Origin of the sequence: Streptomyces albidoflavus (genome assembly GCF_000719955.1) — a bacterium.
In the GTDB taxonomy this organism is placed as follows: Bacteria; Actinomycetota; Actinomycetes; order Streptomycetales; family Streptomycetaceae; genus Streptomyces; species Streptomyces albidoflavus.
Genome location: NZ_JOII01000052.1, coordinates 1 through 22,749 on the forward strand (window position 1 = coordinate 1; position 22,749 = coordinate 22,749).

The window sequence follows — 22,749 nt, forward strand, 5'->3', positions numbered from 1 at the left end:
CTGTGGGAGAGTAGGACGCCGCCGAACTTTCTTTGGCCTCGGGCCCTGGAAACCTTGTGTAAACAGGTTTCCGGGGCCCGAGGCATTTCTGCGTTCAGGGGCTTTTCTGTTGTCGGCTGAGGGTTAGAGCTTTCCTGCGGCCTTGGCCGACAGGTAGGCGTCGGCGAGTGCGGAAGCCAGATCGGCAGGTGGTGCGTCGACCACCGTGACACCGCGTCGGCGGAGCAGGCCTGCCGTGCGGTCGCGTTCGGCCTGTGCCTTATGCGCGGCAGCTGCCTGGTAGACCTTCTCTACCGTGCCTCGGGCCGCCGCCATCTCCGCAAGCCTCGGGTCGGCGACGGAGGCTACAAGGAGCGTGTGGCGGTCGAGGACGCGGCCGAGGACGGGCAGAAGCCCTTCCTCGACGGGGGTGGCGTCGAGCGTGGTGAGCAGTACCACCAGGGCCTTGCGGGGAGTGTTCCGCAGGATCTCGGCTGCCAGGCCCCGGGTGTCGGTCTCGACCAGTTGCGGTTCCAGGGAGGCCAGGCCGTCCACCAGGGCCGGCAGGAGCTGGGGTGCGGCCTTCCCTCTCACCTGTGCGCGGAGTTCGCGGTCGAAGGCCAGGAGGTCGACGCGGTCGCCCGCGCGAGAAGCCAGGGCGGCGAGGAGCAGGGCGGCGTCCATGGCTGCGTCCAGTCGTGGCGCGTTTCCCACGCGTCCCGCCGACGTGCGGCCGGTGTCGAGCACGATCAGCACGCGGCGGTCGCGTTCGGGGCGCCAGGTACGCACGGCGACTTCGGAACGTCGGGCGGTCGCGCGCCAGTCGATGGACCGGGTGTCGTCACCCGGAACGTACCTGCGCAGACTGTCGAACTCGGTGCCCTCGCCCCTGCCGAGCGCGCTGGTCCGCCCGTCCAGCTCGCGCAGGCGGGCTGTCTTCGCAGCGAGCAGGCGGCGGCTGTGGAACGGTGGCAGGACGCGGAGGCTGCCAGGAACGCGGTGCGTCGCCTGGCGGGAGACGAGCCCCAGCGGTCCGTACGAGCGGACGGTGACGCTGTGTGCGACGGCTTCGCCCCTGCGCGTGGGGCGGAGTTGGGTATGGAGCTCGCGGGTTCCGCCGGCGGGCACGTCGACTCGGTGCCGGGCGGCGTCGGTGGCCCCCGGCACGGCGTTGCTGGGCGGCCAGGCGTCGCGGAGCAGTGCCCGCAGGGGCCGTGACGAGGTGTTGGTGAGCTGGAGGCTGGTCTCCGCCATCTCGCCCTGTCGAATGTGTGTGTCACCAGATCGGGTGAAACGGAGCTTTCGTACTGGCGCGGCAAGGGCGTAGTCGCACATCATTGCGACAGCGAGGGGGGAGTTGACGGCGGCAACCCCCAGCCAGCTGGGTTCGAGCAAAGCGACGGGGAGGGAGCCGAGAGCAGCTAGGAGTGCGGTGCGTCCGGTGAGTGCCATGGTCCGTCGCCTTCACCGAGGGACGGGGACGCGGGCGAGGAGAGAAGTGAGGACCGCGTCGGGGGTGACGCCTTCCATCTCGGCCTCCGGGCGGAGTTGGACACGGTGTCGCAGGGTGGGAAGGGCGAGAGCCTTCACGTCGTCAGGGATGACGTAGTCACGGCCGGTCAGCCAGGCCCAGGCGCGTGCGGTGGAGAGAAGAGCGGTGGCGCCGCGAGGTGAGGCGCCGAGGGAGAGCGACGGGGAGTCGCGGGTGGCCCGGCAGACGTCGACGATGTACGCGGCGATCTCGGGGGAGACAGAAGTGCCGGCGACTGCTGAGCGGGCAGCGTCGAGCTGGGCGGGGCCGGCGACCGGGTGCAGACCGGCGGCGGACAGATCACGTGGGTCGAATCCCCGCGCATGACGTGAGAGCAGGGCGATCTCATCGTCCCTCGGCGGGAGCGAGACGTTCAGCTTCAGAAGGAACCGGTCCAGCTGGGCTTCGGGCAGGGGGTACGTGCCCTCGTACTCCACCGGGTTCTGCGTGGCGGCGACCAGGAACGGTTCGGGGAGGTGGCGGGCGGTTCCGTCGACAGTCACCTGTCTTTCCTCCATGGCCTCCAGCAGGGATGCCTGCGTCTTCGGAGGCGTGCGGTTGATCTCGTCGGCGAGCAGGAGGTTGGTGAAGACCGGGCCGGGCTGGAAGGAGAACTCCGACGTGCGGGCGTCGAAGACGAGGGAACCGGTGACGTCGCTGGGCATCAGGTCCGGCGTGAACTGGACGCGTTTCGTCTCCAGTTCGACCGCCGCCGCCAAGGCGCGCACCAGCAGGGTCTTGGCGACACCGGGGGCGCCCTCCAGCAGGACGTGACCGCGGCAGAGAAGAGCGATGACCAGCCCGGTGACGACCGGGTCCTGGCCGACCACGGCCTTCCCGATCTCGGCGCGTACCGCTTCGAGAGCGGCGCGGGCCTCCGCGGCCCCGTCTGCGTCGGGCGTCGGTGCGCTCATGACGTGCGTACCTCTCTTTCGAGGGCGTCGAGTTGGTCGGCGAGCCGGACCAGACCGGCATCGTCGGTCGGGGCCGGGCCGAAGAGGAGAGAAGCAGGGTCCTGGCCGGGGGTTCGGCCCTTCAGGAGGGCGGTGAGGGCCGGCAGGAGCACTTCGGGGGCGTCGGCGTCCGCTGCCGCTACGCCGGTGAGTTCGGCGAGGCGGGCGCGGGAGGCTCCGCGCAGCAGGGCGGCCGCCTGGTCGCGGGCGTCCGCCCGGTGGTACAGGCGAGCCCGGCCCTCTGTCGTCTCCGAGGCCCGTACGACGACGGGCAGGTCCTCGCTGACGACGGGGCCCAGGCGGCGGCCGCGCCAGATCGCCGCCAGGACCGCGGCGAAACAGAGTTGCAGGGTGGCCCAGCGCCAGCCGTCGGGGACCAGTTCGAGGAAGCCGCGGGGTTCCTCCGGCGCGGCGGATGCGTCGGGCGAGGAGGGGAGGTACCAGAGCAGGTGCCGGCGGGAGCCGAGGAGTTGGAGCGCGAGGGAGGCGTTGCCGTGTTCGTCGAGCCGGTCGTTGTGCAGGATGTCCGAGGAGCCGAGGAGGACCGTCTCGGGCACTCCCGAGGTGCCTTCCGTGGCGGGCGCCCGGCCGGGGAGGCGGAGCAAGGAGGGCAGGCCGTCGGAGGGGTAGCAGCGTTCGGCCCCGGACGCGTCGGTGGAGTAGCGCAGACCTCCGACGTCGGCGGTGCCCGCGCGCTGTGCGGCCGGGAACGCGCAGGCCGGGGCGATGGCCGACCGCTCGGCCGGGGGCCTTGCCTCGGTGCCCGGCGCGAGTCCGGTGAGGGAGGACGATCCTGGGGCCACGAGCACGAGGCGGGCGTCCGCCTCGGCCGCGGTGGAGCGCAGGGCCGACTGCTGCTCGCCGGTGAGCCGGTCGGGGACGGTGACCAGCAGGGTGGTGTCCGGGCCTGCCCGCTCGCGGAGAGCGGTGAGGGAGTCGACCGGCTGTACCCGGATGCCGTCGTGAGCGAGGAGGGCGGCCAGAGCCCGGCTGCCCCGCGGATCGTAGGAGGAGGGGTCCAGTTCGCCGCTCTCGTCGCCCTGTTGGAGAGCGGCCAGGGTGATCCCGGCCACCACGATGAGCAGCACGGCGAGCAGGACGCCGCGAGAGCGCACCCACAGCGGGGAAAGGCGAGACGAGACCGGGGCGGGGCTGGTCATGGGCGCCCTGCCGGGGTCCGTGCGGTGTCGGCCGGTTTCGCGCGGCGGAGGGCTGCGTCCAGAGCGGTGAGGCGGCGGTACGTCGTGTGGTCGGCGGTGCGGCCGCCGTACGTGGTCTCGTCGAAGGCCCGCGCGGCGTCGCGCAGGGCGTCGCTGTGGCCGGGCAGGACGAGGGCTGCCGCTGCGGCGGCCTCGTCGGCGGTGCGCCCGGGATGCGGGCTGAGGAGGCCGCGCTCCTCCAGGGAGCGGACCAGGGCACGCATCGTCTCCTGCACCGCGCCGTTCCAGTCGTGGTCCAGGGCGTACGCCTCGGCCTGGGCGCGGTGTTCGGCGGCGGTGCGCGGGTGGGCGTCGAAGACTGCGGCGGACGGGGTGGAGGCGCGGGCGGTACGGCCCAGGCGCAGGCGAAAGGCGACGGCCAGCGCGATCAGGGCGAGGACGATCACGGTCACGCCGATGCCGCCGCCGGGTGTGGCACCGGCGGCGGCGTCGAAGAGGTTTTGGACCCAGTCCCAGAAGGTGGTCCAGGCTCTCTGGAGCAGGTTCGGGTCGTGTTCGTGGTACCGGGGATCGGAGAGTTCCCGGCGGGCTGCTTCCCGGGCCGGGTCGCGGTCCCAGGACGCTGGCGGCCCGCCCTCACCGTGCGCGGCGGCGGCCGGGACCGCCCAGACATCCCCCCGCCAGGTCACCGCATCAGCTCCCGGAGGCGGACGGCGGCGGGCTCTCCTGGCTCTGCGTGGCGGCGGCCCTCGTCAGTTCGACGTCGAGGGCCTCGCGGCGGATGCGCTGGTCGATGTAGAGCAGCACGGTCACGCCCGCCACGATCGGCAGCGTCAGCATGGCGCCGATCACCGAGCCGACGCCGGTGATGATCAGGTACGTCCAGCCGAAGTTGGTGACGACCATCTCGTCGAGGGCGCTCGCTCCGCTCTCACCGGTGATGACGGCGGCCACCCGGGAGAAGGGCAGGAGGATGACCGACGACACGATCATCACGAGGAGCTGCGCCAGCAACTGGATGCCGAAGACGCGCCACCACGAGCCCCGGACCAGCTTCGCCGACCGGCGCATGGCCTTGACGACGCCCTGCTTCTCCAGCATCAGCGCGGCCGAGGAGAGGGAGAAGCGGATCGTGAGCCAGACGGCCACGCCGGCTCCCCCGAGCGCTCCGAGGGCCAGCAGCGCGGCCGCGCCCTCCGAACCGGAAACCATACCGAGGAGTACACCGGGCACCATCGCGACGGTCACGACGCCGATGGCGATCAGGGGCAGCAGCAGTGTCAGGCCGGCGAGCCGGGCCAACTGCGGACGGGCATCGCGCCAGGCGTCGGAGAGCGACACCGGCTTCCCGAGCACGGCCCTGCTCGTCACCATGGTCAGCAGAGCGGTCGCCACGATGGTGCCGAGCAGCGAGACGAGCAGCACGAGGCCCGAGTCCAGCAGCGCGCCGCGCATGGCGGAGAGGAGTTCGTCGGTCGTCGCCGAGGGGTCCTCGAGCGCCGCGACGTCGACGGAATCGCGCAGCACGAAGCGCTGCAACAGGATCAGCACCACCTGCGTCGCCACCGCGATCATCAGCGATATGCCGAGCACGGTGCGCCAGTGCGTACGGAGCGTGGCGACGGCACCGTCGAGGATCTCGCCCACCCCGAGCGGGCGCAGCGGGATCACCCCGGGCTTGGCCGCGGCGGGAGGCTGGGTCCAGCCGCCACCGCCCCAGCCACCGCCGGACGGGGGCGTCCGGTCACCGCTCTCCGCACGGGTGCGGCGCCCGCCCCCGCTGTCACCGGCGCCGGAGCCTGTCGTCCCGGGGGCCGACCACTGGCCCGGAGGCGGCTGCTCCTTGGACCACTTCGACGGAGAGGCGCCGGGGCCGGTGCCCTCCGCTCCCTCCGGCGTCGCGCCCTCGTGGTCGCGGTCACGGTCGTCCGAGGGGCCAGGTCCGGGCGCTGCCCAGCCCGGAGTGTCGTTCATCGTCGCTCCTTCACGGTGCCCGCGCGGTCGCGGCGGCCGGTTGTCAGCCATGGTCCCACGGGCGCGTCCGGTACTGACCGGCCCCCATCGCGGTCCACGCCTTCTTTTGTCGGGTGTCCACAGGGCAGACTGAACGGATGGCTGATCAGTGCACACGAGGTTCCGCGGACATACCGGACTCGATTCCCGCCCTCCGATGGGAGGAGCCGCCTGAGGGGCCCGTGCTGGTGCTGCTCGACCAGACACGGTTGCCCGGCGAGGAGAGCGAGCTGGCCTGCACCGACGCTCCCGCCCTGGTCGATGCGATCCGGACACTGGCGGTCCGGGGCGCACCGCTCCTGGGCATCGCGGGCGCCTACGGGGTCGCGCTCGCTGCCGCCCGCGGCTTCGACGTCGCCGACGCGGCGCGGATGCTGGCCGCGGCGCGGCCCACCGCGGTCAACCTCGCACGCGGAGTCCGAAGAGCCCAGGAGGCCCACGCGGCGGCGGCCGCCGCGGGCGGGAACGAGCGGGCGGCCGCTGCCGCCGCCCTCGCCGCCGCCCAGGCCCTGCACCGGGAGGACGCCGAGGGCAGCCGGCGCATGGCCCGGGAAGGGCTGGCGCTCCTCGACGAGCTGGTTCCCGGCGGGCAGCACCGCCTGCTCACCCACTGCAACACCGGGGCCCTGGTCTCCGGGGGCGAGGGGACCGCGTTCGCGGTGGCCCTGGCCGCGCACCGGGAGGGGAAGCTCCGCCGCCTGTGGGTCGACGAGACGCGGCCGCTGCTGCAGGGCGCGCGGCTCACCGCCTACGAGGCCGCACGGCACGGAATGCCGTACACCCTGCTCACCGACAGCGCCGCGGGCTCGCTCTTCGCGGCGGGGGAGGTGGATGCCGTGCTGATCGGTGCCGATCGGATAGCGGCGGACGGTTCGGTGGCGAATAAGGTGGGGAGCTATCCGCTCGCCGTGCTGGCGCGCTACCACCACGTGCCGTTCATCGTGGTCGCGCCGGTGACGACGATCGACATGGACACCCCGGACGGGGCGGCCATCGAGGTCGAGCAGCGGAGCGGTCACGAGGTGACGGAGGCGATCTCGCCGTCGGGGCGTGGCGTCGGCGGGGAAGCGGGCGGCGGTGTGCCGATCGCTCCCCTGGGGACGCAGGCGTACAACCCGGCGTTCGATGTGACGCCTCCGGAACTGGTGACCGCCGTGGTGACCGAATGGGGCGTGGTCTCGCCCGTGACCGAAGGGGCGTTGGAGCAGCTGTGCGCCAGGTCACGCCAGGTATCGATGAGCTAATGGGATGATGTCGTAATGAAGGGACGCGTTCTCGTCGTCGACGACGACACCGCATTGGCGGAAATGCTCGGGATTGTGCTGCGCGGTGAAGGCTTCGAACCCTCGTTCGTCGCTGACGGCGACAAGGCTCTCGCTGCCTTCCGTGAGACCAAGCCGGACCTGGTGCTTCTCGACCAGATGCTGCCTGGCCGCGACGGAATCGAAGTGTGCCGCCTGATCAGGGCGGAGTCCGGTGTGCCGATCGTCATGCTCACAGCCAAGAGCGACACGGTGGACGTGGTGGTCGGACTGGAGTCCGGCGCCGACGACTACATCGTGAAGCCGTTCAAGCCCAAGGAGCTGGTCGCCCGTATCCGGGCGCGCCTGCGCAGGTCGGAGGAGCCGGCTCCGGAGCAGCTCACCATCGGTGACCTCGTCATCGACGTCGCCGGGCACTCGGTGAAGCGGGACGGCCAGTCCATCGCGCTGACGCCGCTCGAGTTCGACCTGCTGGTGGCGCTGGCCCGTAAGCCGTGGCAGGTCTTCACCCGGGAGGTCCTCCTGGAGCAGGTGTGGGGGTACCGGCACGCCGCCGACACCCGGCTGGTCAACGTGCACGTTCAGCGGTTGCGTTCCAAGGTCGAGCGTGACCCGGAGCGCCCCGAGATCGTGGTGACCGTGCGCGGGGTCGGCTACAAGGCCGGACCGAGCTGAGATGAGCAGGGACAGTGCCGCCCCGCCGTCGCAGGAACAGGGCAACGGCGCCGGGCGGCCTGTCGGACGGACGGACAGGGGCCCGGGCCTCGGCTGGCTCAGGGAGAGTCGGCGGGTTCTCCAGGGAGGGGTTCCCAGCAGCCCCTTCCTGCGCCTCTTCGCCCGCTGGGTGCGGCGCCCGCTGCTCCCGGCGGTGCGCCTGTGGCGTCGCAGCATCCAGCTGAAGGTCGTCGTGACGACCCTGCTGATGTCGCTCGGCGTCGTGCTGCTGCTCGGCTTCGTCGTCATCGGGCAGGTGCGCAACGGCCTGCTCGACGCCAAGCAGCGGGCCGCGCAGAGCCAGGCCCGCGGCGGCTTCCAGGTCGCGCAGGACAAGGCGGACACGGCCAGTGCCCGCTCCGCCCAGGACGGGGGCGTGGCCGACGGACGTACCCAGAACGCCACGGTCTGGATGTCCGACCTGGTCGAGCAGTTGTCCAGCGGTGGCCAGTCGGCGTTCGACGTGGTCGCGCTCAGCGCCGACGCGCTCGACGACACGGGGAGCATCCGGGGGCCGCGCGCCTCCGGTGGTGTGGTGCCCGTGCAGAGCGTGCCGGTCGACCTGCGGCGGGCCGTGGACGAGACCGCGGGATCGCCCGGCGGCCTGTACCAGAGCTACACCCGGATCACCTACGCCAGCCAGGCTTCCCAGCCCGGCCTGGTCATCGGCAAGCGCCTGAACGACCCCAACGGCGACGCCTACCAGCTCTACTACCTCTTCCCGCTGACGCAGGAGGAGAAGTCCCTCACCCTGATCAAGACCACGCTGGCCACCGCCGGCCTGTTCGTCGTGGTGCTGCTCGGGGCCATCGCCTGGGTGGTGGTCCGGCAGGTCGTGACGCCGGTCCGGATGGCGGCGGGGATCGCCGAGCGGCTGTCGGCCGGGCGTCTCCAGGAGCGGATGAAGGTCACCGGTGAGGACGACATCGCCCGCCTCGGCGAGGCGTTCAACAAGATGGCGCAGAACCTCCAGCTCAAGATCCAGCAGCTCGAGGACCTGTCCCGGATGCAGCGCCGCTTCGTCTCGGACGTCTCCCACGAACTGCGGACGCCGTTGACGACGGTGCGGATGGCGGCGGACGTCATCCACGAGGCGCGCGAGGACTTCGACCCCGTCACCGCCCGCTCCGCCGAACTCCTCGCCGACCAGCTCGACCGGTTCGAATCGCTCCTCGCCGACCTCCTGGAGATCAGCCGTTTCGACGCCGGTGCGGCGGCCCTGGAGGCCGAGCCCACCGACCTGCGCGACGTGGTCCGCCGCGTCGTCGGTGGCGCGGAGCTGCTCGCCGAGCGCAAGGGCACCCGGATCCGGATTCTCGGTGACGAGCAGCCCGTCGTCGCGGAGGTGGACCCCCGGCGCGTGGAGCGCGTGCTGAGGAACCTCGTGGTGAACGCGGTGGAGCACGGTGAGGGCCGGGACGTCGTCGTACGGCTGGCCTCGGCCGGCGGAGCCGTGGCCGTCGCGGTCCGTGACTACGGCGTGGGGCTGAAGCCGGGGGAGGCGACCAGGGTGTTCAGCCGCTTCTGGCGGGCCGACCCCGCGCGGGCCAGGACGACGGGCGGGACCGGGCTCGGGCTCTCGATCGCCCTGGAGGACGCGCGGCTGCACGGCGGCTGGCTCCAGGCGTGGGGCGAGCCGGGCGGGGGCTCGCAGTTCCGGCTGACGGTGCCGCGTACCGCCGACGAGCCGCTGCGTGGATCGCCGATCCCCCTGGAACCCGCCGACTCCCGGCGGAACCAGGGCGCCCAGGAGGTCGAGCAGAAGCCTGTGCGCCCCGTGGCACCCGCGCCGCGTACCGATGTGGCGACCACCGTGCTGCACGCGCCGGGCGTCGGCCTGGCGCGGCTCTCGGCCGCCGGTCGGGCCGCCGGCTCGGAGGAAGGGGCCGACCGGTGCCGTCTGCCCTCGAGGGCGGCGCCGCGGCCCGTGGTCGATCCGACGGCGCTCCCGGGCAGTGGCTCCCGGGTGGTGGCCCGGTCCGGCTCTGCGGAGGGCTCCAGGGAGCACGTGGTGGACGGGACGGCGCCGGTCGCCTCGGGGGCTGCCCCGGGCGGGCGCGCGGATGAGCGAACAGAAGGCACCGCGCGGGCGGGGCGTGAGGGCGAGGGGGGCCTCCGTGGGGAGTGACAGCGGTCGTCGGAGCGGCGTGCGGCGGTCCCAGGCGGGACACCAGGGTGCCGACGGGAGGGGACCCTGGCGTTCCGGCACGTCGGTCTGCGCCACGGCGGCGGCCGCCGCCGTGCTCGCCGGGTGTGCCTCCATGCCCGACAGCGGTGATGTGACCGCTGTCGACGCCACCCAGCGGACCGACGCGCAGGTCCGCGTCTTCGGGGTCCCGCCGCGGGACGGAGCCCGGCCCGAGGAGATACTCGACGGCTTCCTCGAGGCTCTGACCAGCGATGACCCTGAGTTCTCGATAGCCAGGGAGTACCTGACCGAGGAAGCGGCGGACAACTGGGAGCCGGAGCGCAGCACCACGGTCCTGCGCGACGGGCCCAACCGGGGAGCGGAACGCGCCCGGTCCGGCCGCGACGGCGGGTTCCAGTACACGCTGACCGGCCGGATGGTCGCCAGGGTGGACCAGCAGCGGGCCTACCAGCCGTCCGAGGGCGCGTACAGCGAGCCCATCCACCTCGTGGAGGTGAAGGGGCCGGACAGGATGCAGTGGCGTATCGACGCGCCCCCCACCGGCGTCGTTCTCGGGGAGTCGGACTTCCTGCGGATCTACCGCCCGGTCAACAAGTACTACTGGGCGACCGAGGCGTCGCAGCAGCCCGGCAGGCCCGTCGGCCTCGTCGCCGACCCGGTCTACGTCCGCCAGCGCATAGACCCCGTCACGGAGGCCGTGCGCTCGGTGCTCTCCGGGCCGAGCGACTGGATCGCCCCGGTCGTGGACTCGGTCTTCCCGGACGGCACGCGGCTGAAGTCGCCCACCAAGGCGCTGGTCCCGGACGACCAGAGCCGGCTGAAGGTGCCGCTCAACAAGCAGGCCGACCGGGTCGGCCAGGCGCAGTGCGTGCGGATGGCGACCCAGCTGCTGTTCACCCTGCGTGACCTGACCTCGTCCGGTGTGGACGAGGTGGAGCTGCTGCGGTCGAACGGTTCCCAGCTCTGCGTCCTGGACGAGAACCGGGCGGACAGCGTGGTGCCCGCCGTCACGGCCGGCCACCCCGACTACCAGTACTTCGTGGACGACGGTCACCGGCTGGTGCGGATGACCGGGGGCGCCGACGGGGAGAGCGGGTCGAGCGCGGAACCGGTGCCCGGTGACTTCGGCGTCGGCGAGCAGGGCCTGAGGTCGGCCGCGGTCTCGCGGGACGAGGAGCGGGCCGCCGGGGTCTCGCTCGACGGGCGGTCCCTCTTCGTCGGCTCGCTCACGTCGGGGGACGGGCTGAAGAAGACCGAGGTGCGCAGCCGGGCCAAGTCCGAGGAGGAGCGCCTCTCCGCCCCCAGCTGGGACGGCAGAGGGGATCTGTGGATAGCGGACCGCGACGGTGCGCGCTCCCGTCTGCTGCGGCTCGAGCAGGGCGCGGAGGAGGCGCAGGAGGTCAAGGTGGCAGGGCTCGGGGAAGGCACCGTCCGTGCCGTCCGTATCTCCGCCGACGGCGTCCGCGTCGCCCTGATCGTCGCCGAGGACGACCGGACGTCGCTCCGGATCGGCAGGGTGGAACGCCAGACGGACGGCGACTCCTCGCAGGTGGCGGTGACCGAGCTGCGTACGGCCGCACCGCACATGGAGGAGATCACCGCCATGTCCTGGGCCGGCGGCAGCCGCCTGGTCGTCGTCGGGCGGGAGTCCGGCGGTGTCCAGCAGCTGCGGTACGTGCAGAGTGACGGGTCCACGCCGTCCGGGGGCTCGCTGCCCGCGCTCACCGGCGTCAAGGAGATCACCGCCTCCGAGGACGACCGGCTGCCGCTGGTCGCGCGCTCGGACGACGGGATCGTGCGGCTTCCTCCGGGCGGGAACTGGCAGACGGTGGTCAAGGAGGGCGCGGCCCCGGTCTACCCCGGCTGAGACCGAGCTGTTCGGAGAGCTGTCGACTCGGTGGCGACCGAGCGTGTGTTCGGAATGCGTCATGTGGGCTGCATCCCCGCACACCTCCCGATCGATGCCCGGAAAGTCGCCCTCGGGGCGGTTTCACCTGATGCGGTGACGGAGTTGTCCACAAGCGGCCGGTTGTCCCCAGGCTCCGGCCCGCCAGGCGCTCCGGCGGCAGTGTGCACGCCATGGACACATGGTGGTGGCAGGCGTTCAGCGACCTGATGTTGCCGCTCGACTGCGCCGGGTGCGGGGAGTACGGGACGCGGCTCTGCCGACGGTGCCTGGCGGAGCTCGGCGGCGGAGTGGCGCGTCCGGTACGGCCGCACCCGGCCCCCGCCGGGCTTCCGGCCGTGCGGGCCGCCGTTCCGTACCAGGGGGCGGCTCGTGCCCTGCTGCTGGAGCACAAGGAGCGTGGGGCGCTCTGGCTGGCGCGTGTGCTGGGCGCCGTACTGGCCTCGGTCGTGCACGCGAGCCCGGCCTGTCGGCACCTGCCGCGGGCGGAGTGCGTCCTGCTTGTGCCGGTTCCCTCGGCGCCGCGGGCCGTGCGGTCACGCGGTCACGACCCGGTGCGCCGGATGGCCTCGTACGCGGCGGCGGAGTTGCGCCGGGCGGGAGTGCCGGCGCGAGCCGCGCCTCTTCTCGGGCAGCGGCGGCGGGTGTGGGACCAGAGCGGACTGGACGCGGAGGGCCGCGCGGCCAATGTCGCCGGAGCTCTGAGGGTGGTCCCGGGCGGTGGCGCCGTGCTGGCGCGGGGCCACGTGGTCCTGGTCGACGACCTGATGACGACCGGCGCGACGCTGGCCGAGGCCGCTCGGGCGGTGCGCAAGAGCCGGGAGGAGGACAATCGGAACTGTGGCCCGGGACTCATGGAGGGCCGATCGGACGGGTACCCGGCGGACTTCCGGGGAAGTCGTGGGGCATGGCTTCCGCGTGCGGCGGTCATCGCCTCTTCACCGTCGTCCTTCGAAATAAACCGGAACTGACGAGGAGCTTCCGTCGTTGCAGCTGGTGAGGGGGTTGATTCACCTGAATGGAGGTACGCGGGAGTAGAGGGTGACGGCATCCCTCCGAGCGGGATATGTTCGGTGGGGAGGAATGGCTCGACAGCATTCCCCCCGATAACCGAATTGCCGGTGCGGTGACGTGATCGTTCACTCGTATCGGTGAAGTGAGAGCCCGGTCCCGCGGGGAGGAGGAGGTGGAAGTCACCGAGTCCGAGGCTCCGGAATGATCCGGAGCCGGTGCAAAAGGAAGATGCTCCGCCGCTGAAGCGGAGCGATCCGGGAACGGAGTTCTGCGTGGACATCGTCGTCAAGGGACGCAAGACCGAGGTGCCCGAGCGGTTCCGCAAGCACGTGGCCGACAAGTTGAAGCTGGAGAAGCTCCAGAAGCTCGACGGCAAGGTGATCAGCCTGGACGTCGAGGTGTCCAAGGAACCGAACCCGAGGCAGGCCGAGCGGAAGGACCGGGTCGAGATCACGGTCCGCTCCCGTGGACCCGTGATCCGGGCCGAGGCGTCGGCGGCCGACCCCTACGCGGCCCTCGACCTGGCCACGGCCAAGCTCGACGCGCGGATGCGCAAGGAGCACGACAAGCGCTACTCCCGCCGGGGCGCGGGGCGCATCTCCGCGGCCGAGGTGGTGGACCACATTCCGGACGCGGCCCGGCTCGCCAGCGACGGCACCCTCATCACGGAGCAGGACGAAGAGGCCGTCAAGACCACTCGGATGGGTTCACTGGAGGTTCAGGGCGAAGGGCCGCTGATCGTCCGCGAGAAGACCCACGCGGCTGCTCCCATGTCGCTCGACCAGGCGCTCTACGAGATGGAGCTGGTCGGACACGACTTCTATCTGTTCGTCGACTCGGAGACCAAGGAGCCCGCGGTGGTCTACCGGCGTCACGCGTACGACTACGGCGTGATCCATCTCCGGACCGACCCGATGGTGGCCGAGGCGCCCGTCGGCGGCGCCGGAGGCGCACTGGGCGGCTGAGCCGTCGCGACAGGTCCGCGCGAGTGCCCCCGGGAGCGTTGGTGCGCCCCCCGGGGGCGCCCCTGTCTCCGTGGCTCTGCCGCGCGCCGCCCCCGTGGCATGAAATTATGACCGAGCCGGTCAACCGGCGTACGGCCGCCCCAGGTTGGGGAGGCACGGTGAGACGGGCCACGGCCTTCAGGGGGAGGAACGATGCCGGAGACTTTCGGACCGTTGCACAATGGCGGGCCCGCTACGGGCTCCGGGACAGGTGCGGGGCGAGGCGTGGTCAGCGGGCTGCCGGGGTTCGCCTCGCGCGGCCCCGACCTGGAGGAAGAGTTCGAGGAAGATCCGGTCGAGCCGATCCGGGTACTTGTCGTGGACGATCACGCCCTGTTCCGTCGCGGGCTGGAGATCGTGCTCGAGGCGGAAGAGGACATCGAGGTCATCGGTGAGGCCGGTGACGGCGCCGAGGCGGTGGAGAAGGCCGCCGACCTCCTGCCCGACATCGTGTTGATGGACGTGCGGATGCCGAAGCGCGGCGGAATCGAAGCGTGCACGGCGATCAAAGAAGTGGCACCCAGTGCCAAAATCATCATGCTCACCATCAGCGACGAAGAGGCCGATCTCTACGAGGCCATCAAGGCCGGCGCCACGGGCTATCTGCTGAAGGAGATCTCCACCGACGAAGTGGCGACGGCGATTCGGGCGGTCGCGGACGGGCAGTCGCAGATCAGCCCGTCCATGGCCTCGAAACTGCTCACCGAGTTCAAATCGATGATCCAGCGGACGGACGAGCGCCGCCTCGTTCCCGCTCCCCGGCTCACCGATCGCGAACTGGAGGTGCTGAAGCTCGTCGCCACCGGGATGAACAATCGCGATATCGCGAAGGAATTGTTCATCAGCGAGAACACGGTGAAGAACCACGTCCGCAACATCCTGGAGAAACTCCAGCTCCACTCGCGCATGGAGGCTGTGGTCTACGCGATGCGGGAGAAGATCCTGGAGATCCGCTGAGCCCGCGGGGTCGCCGGCGCCCCAGGCTCCGGCGCCGCCGCCCGCGCGTCACGCTCAGTTCAGCGCGGCTGCCAGTTCGGCGGTGAGCGCGGGGCGCAGCTCCGGCTGCGTCATGTGTTCCACCCGCACCTCGGTGCAGCCCACCCAGCGTGCCGCCTCGGCGAGGGCCGCCGCCGTGGCCGCGACGGACTGGGCGGGGCCGGGGCTTCCCGGCAGGTCGCCGCCGAGGGCGACGTGCCGGGCCACCAGGGTGTCGCCGGAACGCGCGGGGTCCACGCGGCCCACCAGTTTGCCCCCCGCGAGGACGGGCATCGCGAAGTAGCCGTACAGCCGCTTGGCCTTCGGGGTGTACGCCTCCAGCCGGTGCGTGAAGCGGAAGATCCGCTCCGTGCGGGCGCGTTCCCAGATCAGTGAGTCGAACGGGGAGAGCAGCGTGGTCCGGTGCCGGCCGCGTGGAGGTGTGCTCAGGGCCTCCGGGTCGGCCCAGGCGGGCTTGGCCCACCCCTCGACCTCGACCGGGACCAGGCCGGTGTCGGTGATCACCGAGTCGAAGTTCTCGCCCTTGATCCGATGGTAGTCGGCGAGGTCGGAGCGGGTGCCGACGCCCAGCGCCCGGCCCGCCTGGCCGACCAGTTCGCGCAGGCACGCCTGGTCGTCCAGGGCGTCGTGGAGGAGAGGTGCCGGGATGGCGCGCTCGGCGAGGTCGTAGACGCGCTTCCAGCCGCGTCGGCTGGTGCACACGACCTCGCCGTACATGAGCGCCCGCTCGACGGCGATCTTCGTCTCCGACCAGTCCCACCACTCGCCGCCGTTCTTGGCGCCGCCCAGCTCGGACGCGGTGAGCGGGCCTTCTGCCGTCAGCTGGGCGATCACCTTGTCGTAGGCGGCCTGCGGCAGGTCGTGGTGCCAGTGCGGGCGGTCGCGGTAGGCGCGGCGGCGGAAGGCGAAGTGGGGCCACTCCTCGACGGGCAGGATGCAGGCCGCGTGCGACCAGTACTCGAAGGCGTGCGGCGAGCCGTCCGCGTCGGAGCTCCAGTAGGCGGCTTCCACGGCCGGGCGGCCGACGGCGCCCAGGCGGGCGTAGGGCACCAGCTCGTGGGAGCGGGCCAGCACGGAGATGGTGTCCAGCTGCACGGCGCCGGTGGCCCGGAGGACGCCGCGGACCCCGGCGCGGCGGTCCGGCGCACCCAGGAAGCCCTGCGCGCGCAGCGCGATGCGGCGCGCTTCGTCAGCGGAGAGGCTGGCGACGGGGCGGTGGACGGCCAGGGTGTCGGCGGCGCTCGGCAGACTCGTCATGAGCGCACTGTAGGACGTGGCACCGACACTGTGAATTGATCCTGATTCGGGGGATTGGCGAGCCCGCAGCCGGGCATGGTCGTTACAGAGAGTGACGAGTCGTGTGAAGGGGGGTGCGGGTTGTGAGGTGGATCGTGGTCCTGATGACCGTGGTGTGGGCGGTGCGAGACGCCGTCCCGCGTCTACGCGGTGCCCGGCGCGGGCGTCGGGCGGGCGGCGGGTGTGCGCGCGGGTACGTAGGCGTCCGTGGAGGGGAGGCCCACGTCGGTGGGGAGCAGGGCCGCGACCCAGCAGTCCCGGCGGACGCCGTTGTTGAGGATGCCCGCGCGTTCGGTCCCTTCGGGGACGAACCCGGCGCGCAGGGCCGTCGCGCGGGAGGCCGCGTTGCCCACTTCGGCCCGCCAGAAGATCCGGTCCAGCGGGATCCGGGTGAACCCCCAGCGGGTGACGGCCTCGACCGCCTCCGTCATCAGGCCCCGGCCGCGGTACTCTGCGGCCGTCCAGAAGCCGAGCTCCGCGGTGCGCGTCGCGCGTACCGACAGGCTGATCGCCGCCACCAGGGCGCCGTTCCCGGCGGGGTCCACGGCGCCGAAGGTGAACTCGGTTCCCTGCCGCCACCCCTCGGGGCAGACCTTGTTCACGAAATACTCCGCGTCCGCGCGGCGGTACGGGGACGGGACGGTGGTCCACCGCTGGATCGCGCCGTCCTGGCACGCCCGGTACATGGCGTCGACGTCCGCCGTGGTCAGCGCCCGCAGGGTGAGGCGCGCGGTCGTGAGAGTGATCGGCTCCATCGCGTGATTGTGCAGGTGCCGAGCGTTCCGGCGCCAGAAGAGCGGGAGCCGCCCCGGCACGTTCGCGGTGGCCCGTCCGTTGTCGTGATGGCAGACCTCCCGGCGCGGTGGGGTCCTCGCATACGATGGCCGTTGCCCAAGAGAATTCCGACCGTGCCAGGCCCGACCGGCAAGGAGACCAACCCCCGTGTCCGTCCTCTCAAAGCTCATGCGTGCAGGCGAAGGCAAGATCCTGCGCAAGCTGCACCGCATCGCGGACCAGGTCAACTCCATCGAAGAGGACTTCGTCAGCCTCTCCGACGCCGAGCTGCGCGCCCTCACCGATGAGTACAAGGAGCGCTACGCCGACGGCGAGAGCCTCGACGACCTCCTGCCGGAGGCGTTCGCGACCGTCCGGGAGGCGGCCAAGCGGGTCCTCGGCCAGCGTCATTACGACGTCCAGCTCATGGGTGGTGCCGCGCTGCACCTCGGTTATGTCGCTGAGATGAAGACCGGTGAGGGCAAGACCCTCGTCGGTACGCTGCCGGCCTACCTCAACGCGCTCTCCGGCGAAGGCGTCCACCTGATCACGGTGAACGACTACCTCGCCGAGCGCGACTCCGAGTTGATGGGCCGCGTCCACAAGTTCCTGGGGCTGAGCGTCGGCTGCATCGTCGCCAACATGACCCCGGCGCAGCGCCGCGAGCAGTACGCATGCGACATCACGTACGGCACCAACAACGAGTTCGGCTTCGACTACCTGCGCGACAACATGGCGTGGTCGAAGGACGAGCTGGTGCAGCGGGGCCACAACTTCGCGATCGTCGACGAGGTCGACTCGATCCTCGTGGACGAGGCCCGTACTCCGCTGATCATCTCCGGCCCCGCCGACCAGGCGACCAAGTGGTACGGGGACTTCGCGAAGCTCGTGACCCGCCTGACCAAGGGCGAGGCGGGGAACCAGCTCAAGGGCATCGAGGAGACCGGCGACTACGAGGTCGACGAGAAGAAGCGCACCGTCGCCATCCACGAGTCGGGTGTCGCGAAGGTCGAGGACTGGCTCGGCATCGACAACCTCTACGAGTCGGTCAACACCCCGCTCGTCGGCTACCTCAACAACGCCATCAAGGCGAAGGAACTCTTCAAGAAGGACAAGGACTACGTCGTCATCGACGGCGAAGTCATGATCGTCGACGAGCACACCGGCCGTATCCTCGCCGGCCGCCGCTACAACGAGGGCATGCACCAGGCGATCGAGGCGAAGGAAGGGGTGGACATCAAGGACGAGAACCAGACGCTCGCCACGATCACCCTCCAGAACTTCTTCCGCCTCTACGACAAGCTCTCGGGCATGACCGGTACGGCCATGACCGAGGCCGCCGAGTTCCACCAGATCTACAAGCTGGGCGTCGTCCCCATCCCGACCAACCGGCCGATGGTCCGCATGGACCAGTCCGACCTCATCTACCGGACCGAGGTCGCCAAGTTCGACGCGGTCGTGGACGACATCGCGGAGAAGCACGAGAAGGGGCAGCCGATCCTGGTCGGCACCACCTCGGTCGAGAAGTCCGAGTACCTCTCGCAGCAGCTCTCCAAGCGCGGCATCCAGCACGAGGTGCTCAACGCCAAGCACCACGAGCGTGAGGCGTCGATCGTCGCCCAGGCGGGCCGGCGGGGCGCGGTCACGGTGGCCACCAACATGGCCGGCCGTGGTACCGACATCAAGCTCGGCGGTAACCCGGACGACCTCGCCGAGGCGGAGCTGCGCCAGCGCGGGCTCGACCCGGTCGAGCACGTCGAGGAGTGGGCCGCGGCGCTGCCCGAGGCCCTGGAGCGGGCCGAGGCGTCGGTGAAGGCCGAGTTCGAGGCGGTCAAGGATGCCGGTGGCCTCTACGTGCTGGGCACCGAGCGGCACGAGTCGCGCCGTATCGACAACCAGCTGCGCGGTCGTTCCGGACGTCAGGGCGACCCGGGCGAGTCCCGGTTCTACCTCTCCCTCGGTGACGACCTGATGCGCCTCTTCAAGGCCGCCATGGTCGAGCGCGTCATGGCCATGGCCAACGTCCCGGACGACGTGCCGATCGAGAACAAGATGGTGACCCGCGCCATCGCCTCCGCCCAGTCCCAGGTGGAGCAGCAGAACTTCGAGACGCGTAAGAACGTCCTGAAGTACGACGAGGTGCTGAACCGCCAGCGTGAGGTCATCTACGGCGAGCGCCGGCGCGTCCTGGAGGGCGAGAACCTCCAGGAGCAGATCCAGCACTTCATGGACGACACCATCGACGCCTACATCCAGGCCGAGACCGCCGAGGGCTTCGCCGAGGAGTGGGACCTCGACCGGCTGTGGGGCGCCTTCAAGCAGCTCTACCCGGTGAAGGTCACCGTCGAGGAGCTGGAGGACGAGGCCGGCGACCGTGCCGGGCTGACCGCCGAGTTCATCGCGGACTCCATCAAGGACGACATCCACGCGCAGTACGCGGCGCGTGAGGAGCAGCTCGGTTCCGAGATCATGCGTGAGCTGGAGCGTCGCGTGGTCCTCTCCGTGCTGGACCGCAAGTGGCGTGAGCACCTCTACGAGATGGACTATCTCCAGGAGGGCATCGGCCTGCGGGCCATGGCGCAGAAGGACCCGCTGGTCGAGTACCAGCGTGAGGGCTTCGACATGTTCACGGCCATGATGGAGGGCATCAAGGAGGAGTCGGTCGGCTACCTGTTCAACCTGGAGGTCCAGGTCGAGCAGCAGGTCGAGGAGGTTCCGGTGGCGGAGTCGGAGCAGGGCGCCGACCTCACCAAGCGGGACGCCGTTCCGGCCGGTGGCAGGCCCGAGATCCGGGCGAAGGGGCTCGACGCCCCGCAGCGTCCCGACCGGCTCCACTTCTCCGCGCCCACCGTCGACGGTGAGGGCGGGGTCGTCGAGGGCGACTTCGCCAGCGAGGGCGCTACGGGCCGGACCGCCAACTCCGACGGGCTCACCCGCGCGGAGCGGCGCAAGGCGCAGAAGGGCGGGCGTCGCCGCAAGAAGTAGGCGCCGAGGCTTGTGGGGTGGTCGGTCCGGTGTGGGCCGGCCGCCCCCACGAGCCGGACGACGGGCGGCGTGCGCGGCCTGGCGGCGGGTGTGTCCAGGGCGAGCGGTGACCTTGCCCGGGGCGGGATCAAGCGGCTTCGGGCGCTCGCGAGACCGTGCCGGATGGCCGGGAGTGCGCGTGGGTCGCCCGGGAGCGGGCAAGCCAAGGCCCAGCGTTACGCAGGGTTGCCCGCGCGAGTCCGTACCGGATGGCTGGGAGCGCCCGGGGACGGTCGCGAACCCGCATGGGGTGACCCGACAGCGCGCACTGCTGGCCCGCGAGGCCGCATTGCACACCCGCCAACGTGGCAGCGTTCGCTGTTTGCCTTGCCCCGTCCGCTGTCCGCAGCCGCACCGTTGTGCGCGTCGCGCATTCTGGGGTCTGGGTGCCCGTGTGCAGTCGGTCGAGCAGGGCCACCTTCTCGACCGTTCGGGCGCACCCGCACTACCGCGAGCCCGCCTGGGATGGCCGGTAGCTGTACTGCTCGGCCGTAGGCCCGAATCCACACGCTCGTAAGCGCTGCGCCCTGCCCCATGCGCCCTGCGCCGAGCGCGGCCGTACCGTTGAGCGCGCCCCATAATCCCTCCCCCCCCGCAGAGGCTTGGCCAGGCCGCTGTCCTGCACGTCTCGCACGTGGGCTCACTGCATTGCGCGTGAGCCGCATCGCACGTTCGTAGGCATGGCGCCGTCCGCTCTGCGGCGAGCGCAGGCGTGTCACTGTGGGCGCCCCGGGTTTGCGGGCGGTCGCTCGCGCAGCCGTCCGGCCTGGGCCACGTCTCGCCCACTTCTCAGAGCCCCGTCGCCCGACGGTTCCGGCTGGTGATGTGTGGAGTGTGTCCAGCCGGGGTCAGGGGTGTCCCGCGTAGAGGTCGGTCAGGAGGGCGGCGGCTGCGTGGGTGGCGGGGTGGGGGTCGTGGCGGCGCCAGATGAGGTGGACGGGGACCGGGGCGGCGTCACGGACGGGGCGGTAGGTGATGCCGTCGCGGCGGTACTGGGTGGCGGTGGCGTGGGGCGTGACGCCGACGTAGCGGCCGGTGGCGATGGCGGCGAGCCAGTCGTCGATGTCGTGGGTGTGTTCCAGGGCGGGGCGTTCGGCGTCGGGCCAGAGGCGGGCGGTGGTCGTTCCGGTGCGGCGGTCGACGACGAGGGTGCGGTGGCGGATCTCGTCCAGGGGGATCGAGCGGCGGCGTGCCCAGGGGTCGTCGGAGGCCAGGGCCACGTAGCGGCGTTCGTGGCCGACGACGGTGTGGGCGTAGCGGTGCGCGTCGATGGCGGTACGGACCACGGCGAGGTCGCAGAGGCCCTCGGCGAGGCCGCCGGTGGGGCTGTTGTGGCGGATGAGGTGGAGGGCGACGTCGGGGTACCGCTCCTGCCAGCGGCGTTGGAACTCGCGGGTGTGGGCGCCCATCGCGGACCAGGCGTGGCCGATGCGCAGGCGGGTGTGGCCGGTGGTGGCCTCGTGGACCAGGTTGTCGGCCTCGGCCAGCAGGTGGCGGGCGCGGGGGAGGACCTGGACGCCCGCGGTGGTCGGGGAGACGTTGCGGCTCGTGCGGTGCAGGAGGCGGACGCCGAGGGTCTGCTCCAGGGAGAGCAGGGTGCGGGAGGCGGCTGCCTGGGAGATGCCGAGTTCGATGGCGGCGTCCGTGAAGCTGCCGGTGTCGACGATCGCCACGAGGCAACGGAGGTGGCGTAGCTCCAGGTTGCTCGCGGTGACGGCCGGGGTGGCTCCGGTGGCTCCCGTGGCTCCCTTGCGGCCTGGGGTCGTCTCGGCAGGGGTGTCGCCGCGCGGGCGCCGGGTGGTGCGGGCGGCGTCGGCTGCGGTCAGGGGTGGGCTGAGAGGCGCATCGAGGGGTGCGGAGCGGTCGGGGCCATCCATGAGTGCAGCGTATAGATGGCATCGCCTATGCATTTTGGGTATGGACGGCTCGGGCGGACGCTCGGCGCATGGCACCGGATCGGCACCCGCACTCCCATCCCCACCTCCGTTCCCACTCCCGTACCCATCCCCATCTGCGACCTTCTCCGTCTCCCTCTGGCGCCTCCCCTCCGCCTTCGGGGGCGTCCTCCGTATCGGCGTCCGTGGCGCAGGCTTCCCCCGCGTCGTCCGAGCCTGGGCGGCTGGGGGCCGGGGTGGCGTTGATGTTGGGGAGTGGGCTGTCGAATCAGAGTGGTGCTGCCGTGGGGGCGCTGGCCTTTCCGGTGATCGGGCCGGTCGGGGTCGTCGCGGTGCGGCAGTGGGTGGCGGCCTGTGTGCTGGTGGTCGGGGTGCGGCCCCGGCTGCGGGGGTTCAGCGCGTATCAGTGGCGGCCGGTGCTGGGGCTGGCGGTGGTCTTCGCGACCATGAATGTCTCGCTGTACGCGGCGATCGACCGGGTCGGGCTCGGGCTCGCGGTCACCCTGGAGTTCCTCGGGCCGCTCGGGGTGGCGCTGGCGGGTGTGCGGCGCCGGGTCGATCTGTGCTGTGCGTCGGCGGTGCTGGCGGCGGTCGCGGTGCTCACGCGGCCGCAGCCCAGTAGCGACTACCTCGGGGTGGGGCTCGCGCTGTCGGCGGCGGCGTGCTGGGCCTGTTACATCCTGCTCAACCGTGAGGTCGGGCGGCGCGTACCCGGTGCGCAGGGGTCGGCCGCGGCGGCCGCGGTCTCGGGGCTGCTCTATCTGCCGGTGGGGGCGGTCGTCCTGTGGCACCACCCGCCCACGGCCGGGGCTCTGGGGGCCGCGCTGGTCGCCGGGGTGCTGTCGTCGGCGGTGCCGTTCGTGGCCGACCTGCTCGCGCTGCGCCGCGTGCCCTCACACCACTTCGGGGTGTGGATGAGCGTGAACCCGGTGTTCGCGGCGTTGATCGGGTGAGTGGTGCTGGGGGAGCGGATGACGGGGGCCGCGTGGGCGGCCGTCGGGGTGATCGTGGGGGCCAACGCCGTGGTGGCGGCGGGGAATGGGGGCGGGAAGCGAGGCGAGGGCGGGTGAGAGTGGGGG

At 71.6% G+C, this 22,749-nt stretch carries 16 protein-coding genes and 1 pseudogene; 9 read left to right on the forward strand and 8 right to left on the reverse strand.

The window, feature by feature from the left end:
* Positions 1–123: 123 nt before the first annotated feature.
* Genes IF45_RS0129670 through IF45_RS0129690 form a run of 5 tightly spaced genes read right to left on the reverse strand, consistent with a single transcriptional unit; the run spans position 124 to position 5,597 of the window.
* Entirely contained in the window at positions 124–1,431 is a 1,308-nt protein-coding gene (locus IF45_RS0129670) for a DUF58 domain-containing protein (protein WP_030310614.1), read from the reverse strand.
* Positions 1,432–1,443: 12 nt separating this feature from the next.
* A complete protein-coding gene (locus IF45_RS0129675; protein WP_030310616.1) occupies positions 1,444–2,424 on the reverse strand; it encodes an AAA family ATPase in 981 nt (326 codons plus the stop codon).
* Positions 2,421–3,623 (reverse strand): DUF4350 domain-containing protein, encoded by a 1,203-nt coding sequence (locus IF45_RS0129680; protein ID WP_030310617.1) that lies wholly within the window; start codon positions 3,621–3,623, stop codon positions 2,421–2,423. Before IF45_RS0129680 ends, IF45_RS0129675 begins: the two co-directional genes overlap by 4 nt.
* Positions 3,620–4,312: a DUF4129 domain-containing protein gene (locus tag IF45_RS0129685; RefSeq protein WP_030310620.1), complete on the reverse strand. Its 693-nt coding sequence runs from the start codon at positions 4,310–4,312 to the stop codon at positions 3,620–3,622. The genes IF45_RS0129680 and IF45_RS0129685 overlap by 4 nt, the downstream gene beginning before the upstream one ends.
* A gap of 4 nt (positions 4,313–4,316) precedes the next feature.
* On the reverse strand, positions 4,317–5,597 hold the full coding sequence (locus tag IF45_RS0129690) for a DUF7847 domain-containing protein (protein ID WP_030310622.1): 1,281 nt from the start codon (positions 5,595–5,597) through the stop codon (positions 4,317–4,319).
* Between the two features lie 137 nt (positions 5,598–5,734).
* Here IF45_RS0129690 and mtnA point away from each other — a divergent pair, with 137 nt between their 5' ends.
* From mtnA to IF45_RS0129725, 7 genes are all read left to right on the forward strand, one after another.
* Positions 5,735–6,880 carry an S-methyl-5-thioribose-1-phosphate isomerase gene (gene mtnA / locus IF45_RS0129695; RefSeq protein ID WP_030310623.1) on the forward strand — a complete coding sequence of 382 codons (1,146 nt, stop codon included), beginning with the start codon at positions 5,735–5,737 and terminating at the stop codon, positions 6,878–6,880.
* A 15-nt stretch (positions 6,881–6,895) separates the two neighbouring features.
* A complete protein-coding gene (mtrA, locus tag IF45_RS0129700; RefSeq protein ID WP_003950455.1) occupies positions 6,896–7,573 on the forward strand; it encodes a two-component system response regulator MtrA in 678 nt (225 codons plus the stop codon).
* A 1-nt stretch (position 7,574) separates the two neighbouring features.
* On the forward strand, positions 7,575–9,740 hold the full coding sequence (gene mtrB, locus IF45_RS0129705; protein ID WP_030310625.1) for an MtrAB system histidine kinase MtrB: 2,166 nt from the start codon (positions 7,575–7,577) through the stop codon (positions 9,738–9,740).
* Positions 9,741–9,759: 19 nt separating this feature from the next.
* Complete coding sequence (locus tag IF45_RS0129710; protein WP_078842951.1) at positions 9,760–11,628, forward strand: LpqB family beta-propeller domain-containing protein; 1,869 nt, start codon at positions 9,760–9,762, stop codon at positions 11,626–11,628.
* 212 nt (positions 11,629–11,840) lie between these two features.
* Positions 11,841–12,638, forward strand: coding sequence for a ComF family protein (locus IF45_RS0129715; protein WP_030310629.1), 798 nt, complete (start codon positions 11,841–11,843; stop codon positions 12,636–12,638).
* 315 nt (positions 12,639–12,953) lie between these two features.
* Positions 12,954–13,646 carry a ribosome hibernation-promoting factor, HPF/YfiA family gene (gene hpf / locus IF45_RS0129720; protein ID WP_008409138.1) on the forward strand — a complete coding sequence of 231 codons (693 nt, stop codon included), beginning with the start codon at positions 12,954–12,956 and terminating at the stop codon, positions 13,644–13,646.
* Positions 13,647–13,838: 192 nt separating this feature from the next.
* Positions 13,839–14,642, forward strand: a complete 804-nt coding sequence (locus IF45_RS0129725; RefSeq protein ID WP_003950460.1) for a response regulator — start codon at positions 13,839–13,841, stop codon at positions 14,640–14,642.
* Positions 14,643–14,696: 54 nt separating this feature from the next.
* On the opposite strand, the gene IF45_RS0129730 is transcribed toward IF45_RS0129725, so the two are convergent.
* Complete coding sequence (locus IF45_RS0129730; protein ID WP_030310631.1) at positions 14,697–15,938, reverse strand: winged helix-turn-helix domain-containing protein; 1,242 nt, start codon at positions 15,936–15,938, stop codon at positions 14,697–14,699.
* Between the two features lie 182 nt (positions 15,939–16,120).
* A complete protein-coding gene (locus IF45_RS0129735) occupies positions 16,121–16,732 on the reverse strand; it encodes a GNAT family N-acetyltransferase (protein ID WP_030310633.1) in 612 nt (203 codons plus the stop codon).
* 187 nt (positions 16,733–16,919) lie between these two features.
* Here IF45_RS0129735 and secA point away from each other — a divergent pair, with 187 nt between their 5' ends.
* Entirely contained in the window at positions 16,920–19,736 is a 2,817-nt protein-coding gene (gene secA, locus IF45_RS0129740; protein WP_003950463.1) for a preprotein translocase subunit SecA, read from the forward strand.
* An 887-nt stretch (positions 19,737–20,623) separates the two neighbouring features.
* On the opposite strand, the gene IF45_RS0129745 is transcribed toward secA, so the two are convergent.
* The gene (locus tag IF45_RS0129745) at positions 20,624–21,448 is read right to left on the reverse strand and encodes a LysR family transcriptional regulator (protein ID WP_030310635.1); all 825 of its coding nucleotides are present in this window, start codon (positions 21,446–21,448) and stop codon (positions 20,624–20,626) included.
* Between the two features lie 467 nt (positions 21,449–21,915).
* On the opposite strand from IF45_RS0129745, the pseudogene IF45_RS31710 reads away from it, so the two are divergent.
* Positions 21,916–22,740 (forward strand): annotated as a pseudogene (locus IF45_RS31710) (EamA family transporter).
* Positions 22,741–22,749 lie beyond the last annotated feature (9 nt).

Coding starts and splice junctions, on each gene's coding strand:
- mtnA (WP_030310623.1), top strand. CDS start 5,735: ATGGCTGATCAGTGCACACGAGGTTCCGCGGACATACCGGACTCGATT.
- IF45_RS0129690 (WP_030310622.1), bottom strand. CDS start 5,597: ATGAACGACACTCCGGGCTGGGCAGCGCCCGGACCTGGCCCCTCGGAC.
- IF45_RS0129730 (WP_030310631.1), bottom strand. CDS start 15,938: ATGACGAGTCTGCCGAGCGCCGCCGACACCCTGGCCGTCCACCGCCCC.
- IF45_RS0129735 (WP_030310633.1), bottom strand. CDS start 16,732: ATGGAGCCGATCACTCTCACGACCGCGCGCCTCACCCTGCGGGCGCTG.
- IF45_RS0129715 (WP_030310629.1), top strand. CDS start 11,841: ATGGACACATGGTGGTGGCAGGCGTTCAGCGACCTGATGTTGCCGCTC.
- mtrB (WP_030310625.1), top strand. CDS start 7,575: ATGAGCAGGGACAGTGCCGCCCCGCCGTCGCAGGAACAGGGCAACGGC.
- mtrA (WP_003950455.1), top strand. CDS start 6,896: ATGAAGGGACGCGTTCTCGTCGTCGACGACGACACCGCATTGGCGGAA.
- IF45_RS0129725 (WP_003950460.1), top strand. CDS start 13,839: ATGCCGGAGACTTTCGGACCGTTGCACAATGGCGGGCCCGCTACGGGC.
- IF45_RS0129680 (WP_030310617.1), bottom strand. CDS start 3,623: ATGACCAGCCCCGCCCCGGTCTCGTCTCGCCTTTCCCCGCTGTGGGTG.
- IF45_RS0129670 (WP_030310614.1), bottom strand. CDS start 1,431: ATGGCACTCACCGGACGCACCGCACTCCTAGCTGCTCTCGGCTCCCTC.
- IF45_RS0129675 (WP_030310616.1), bottom strand. CDS start 2,424: ATGAGCGCACCGACGCCCGACGCAGACGGGGCCGCGGAGGCCCGCGCC.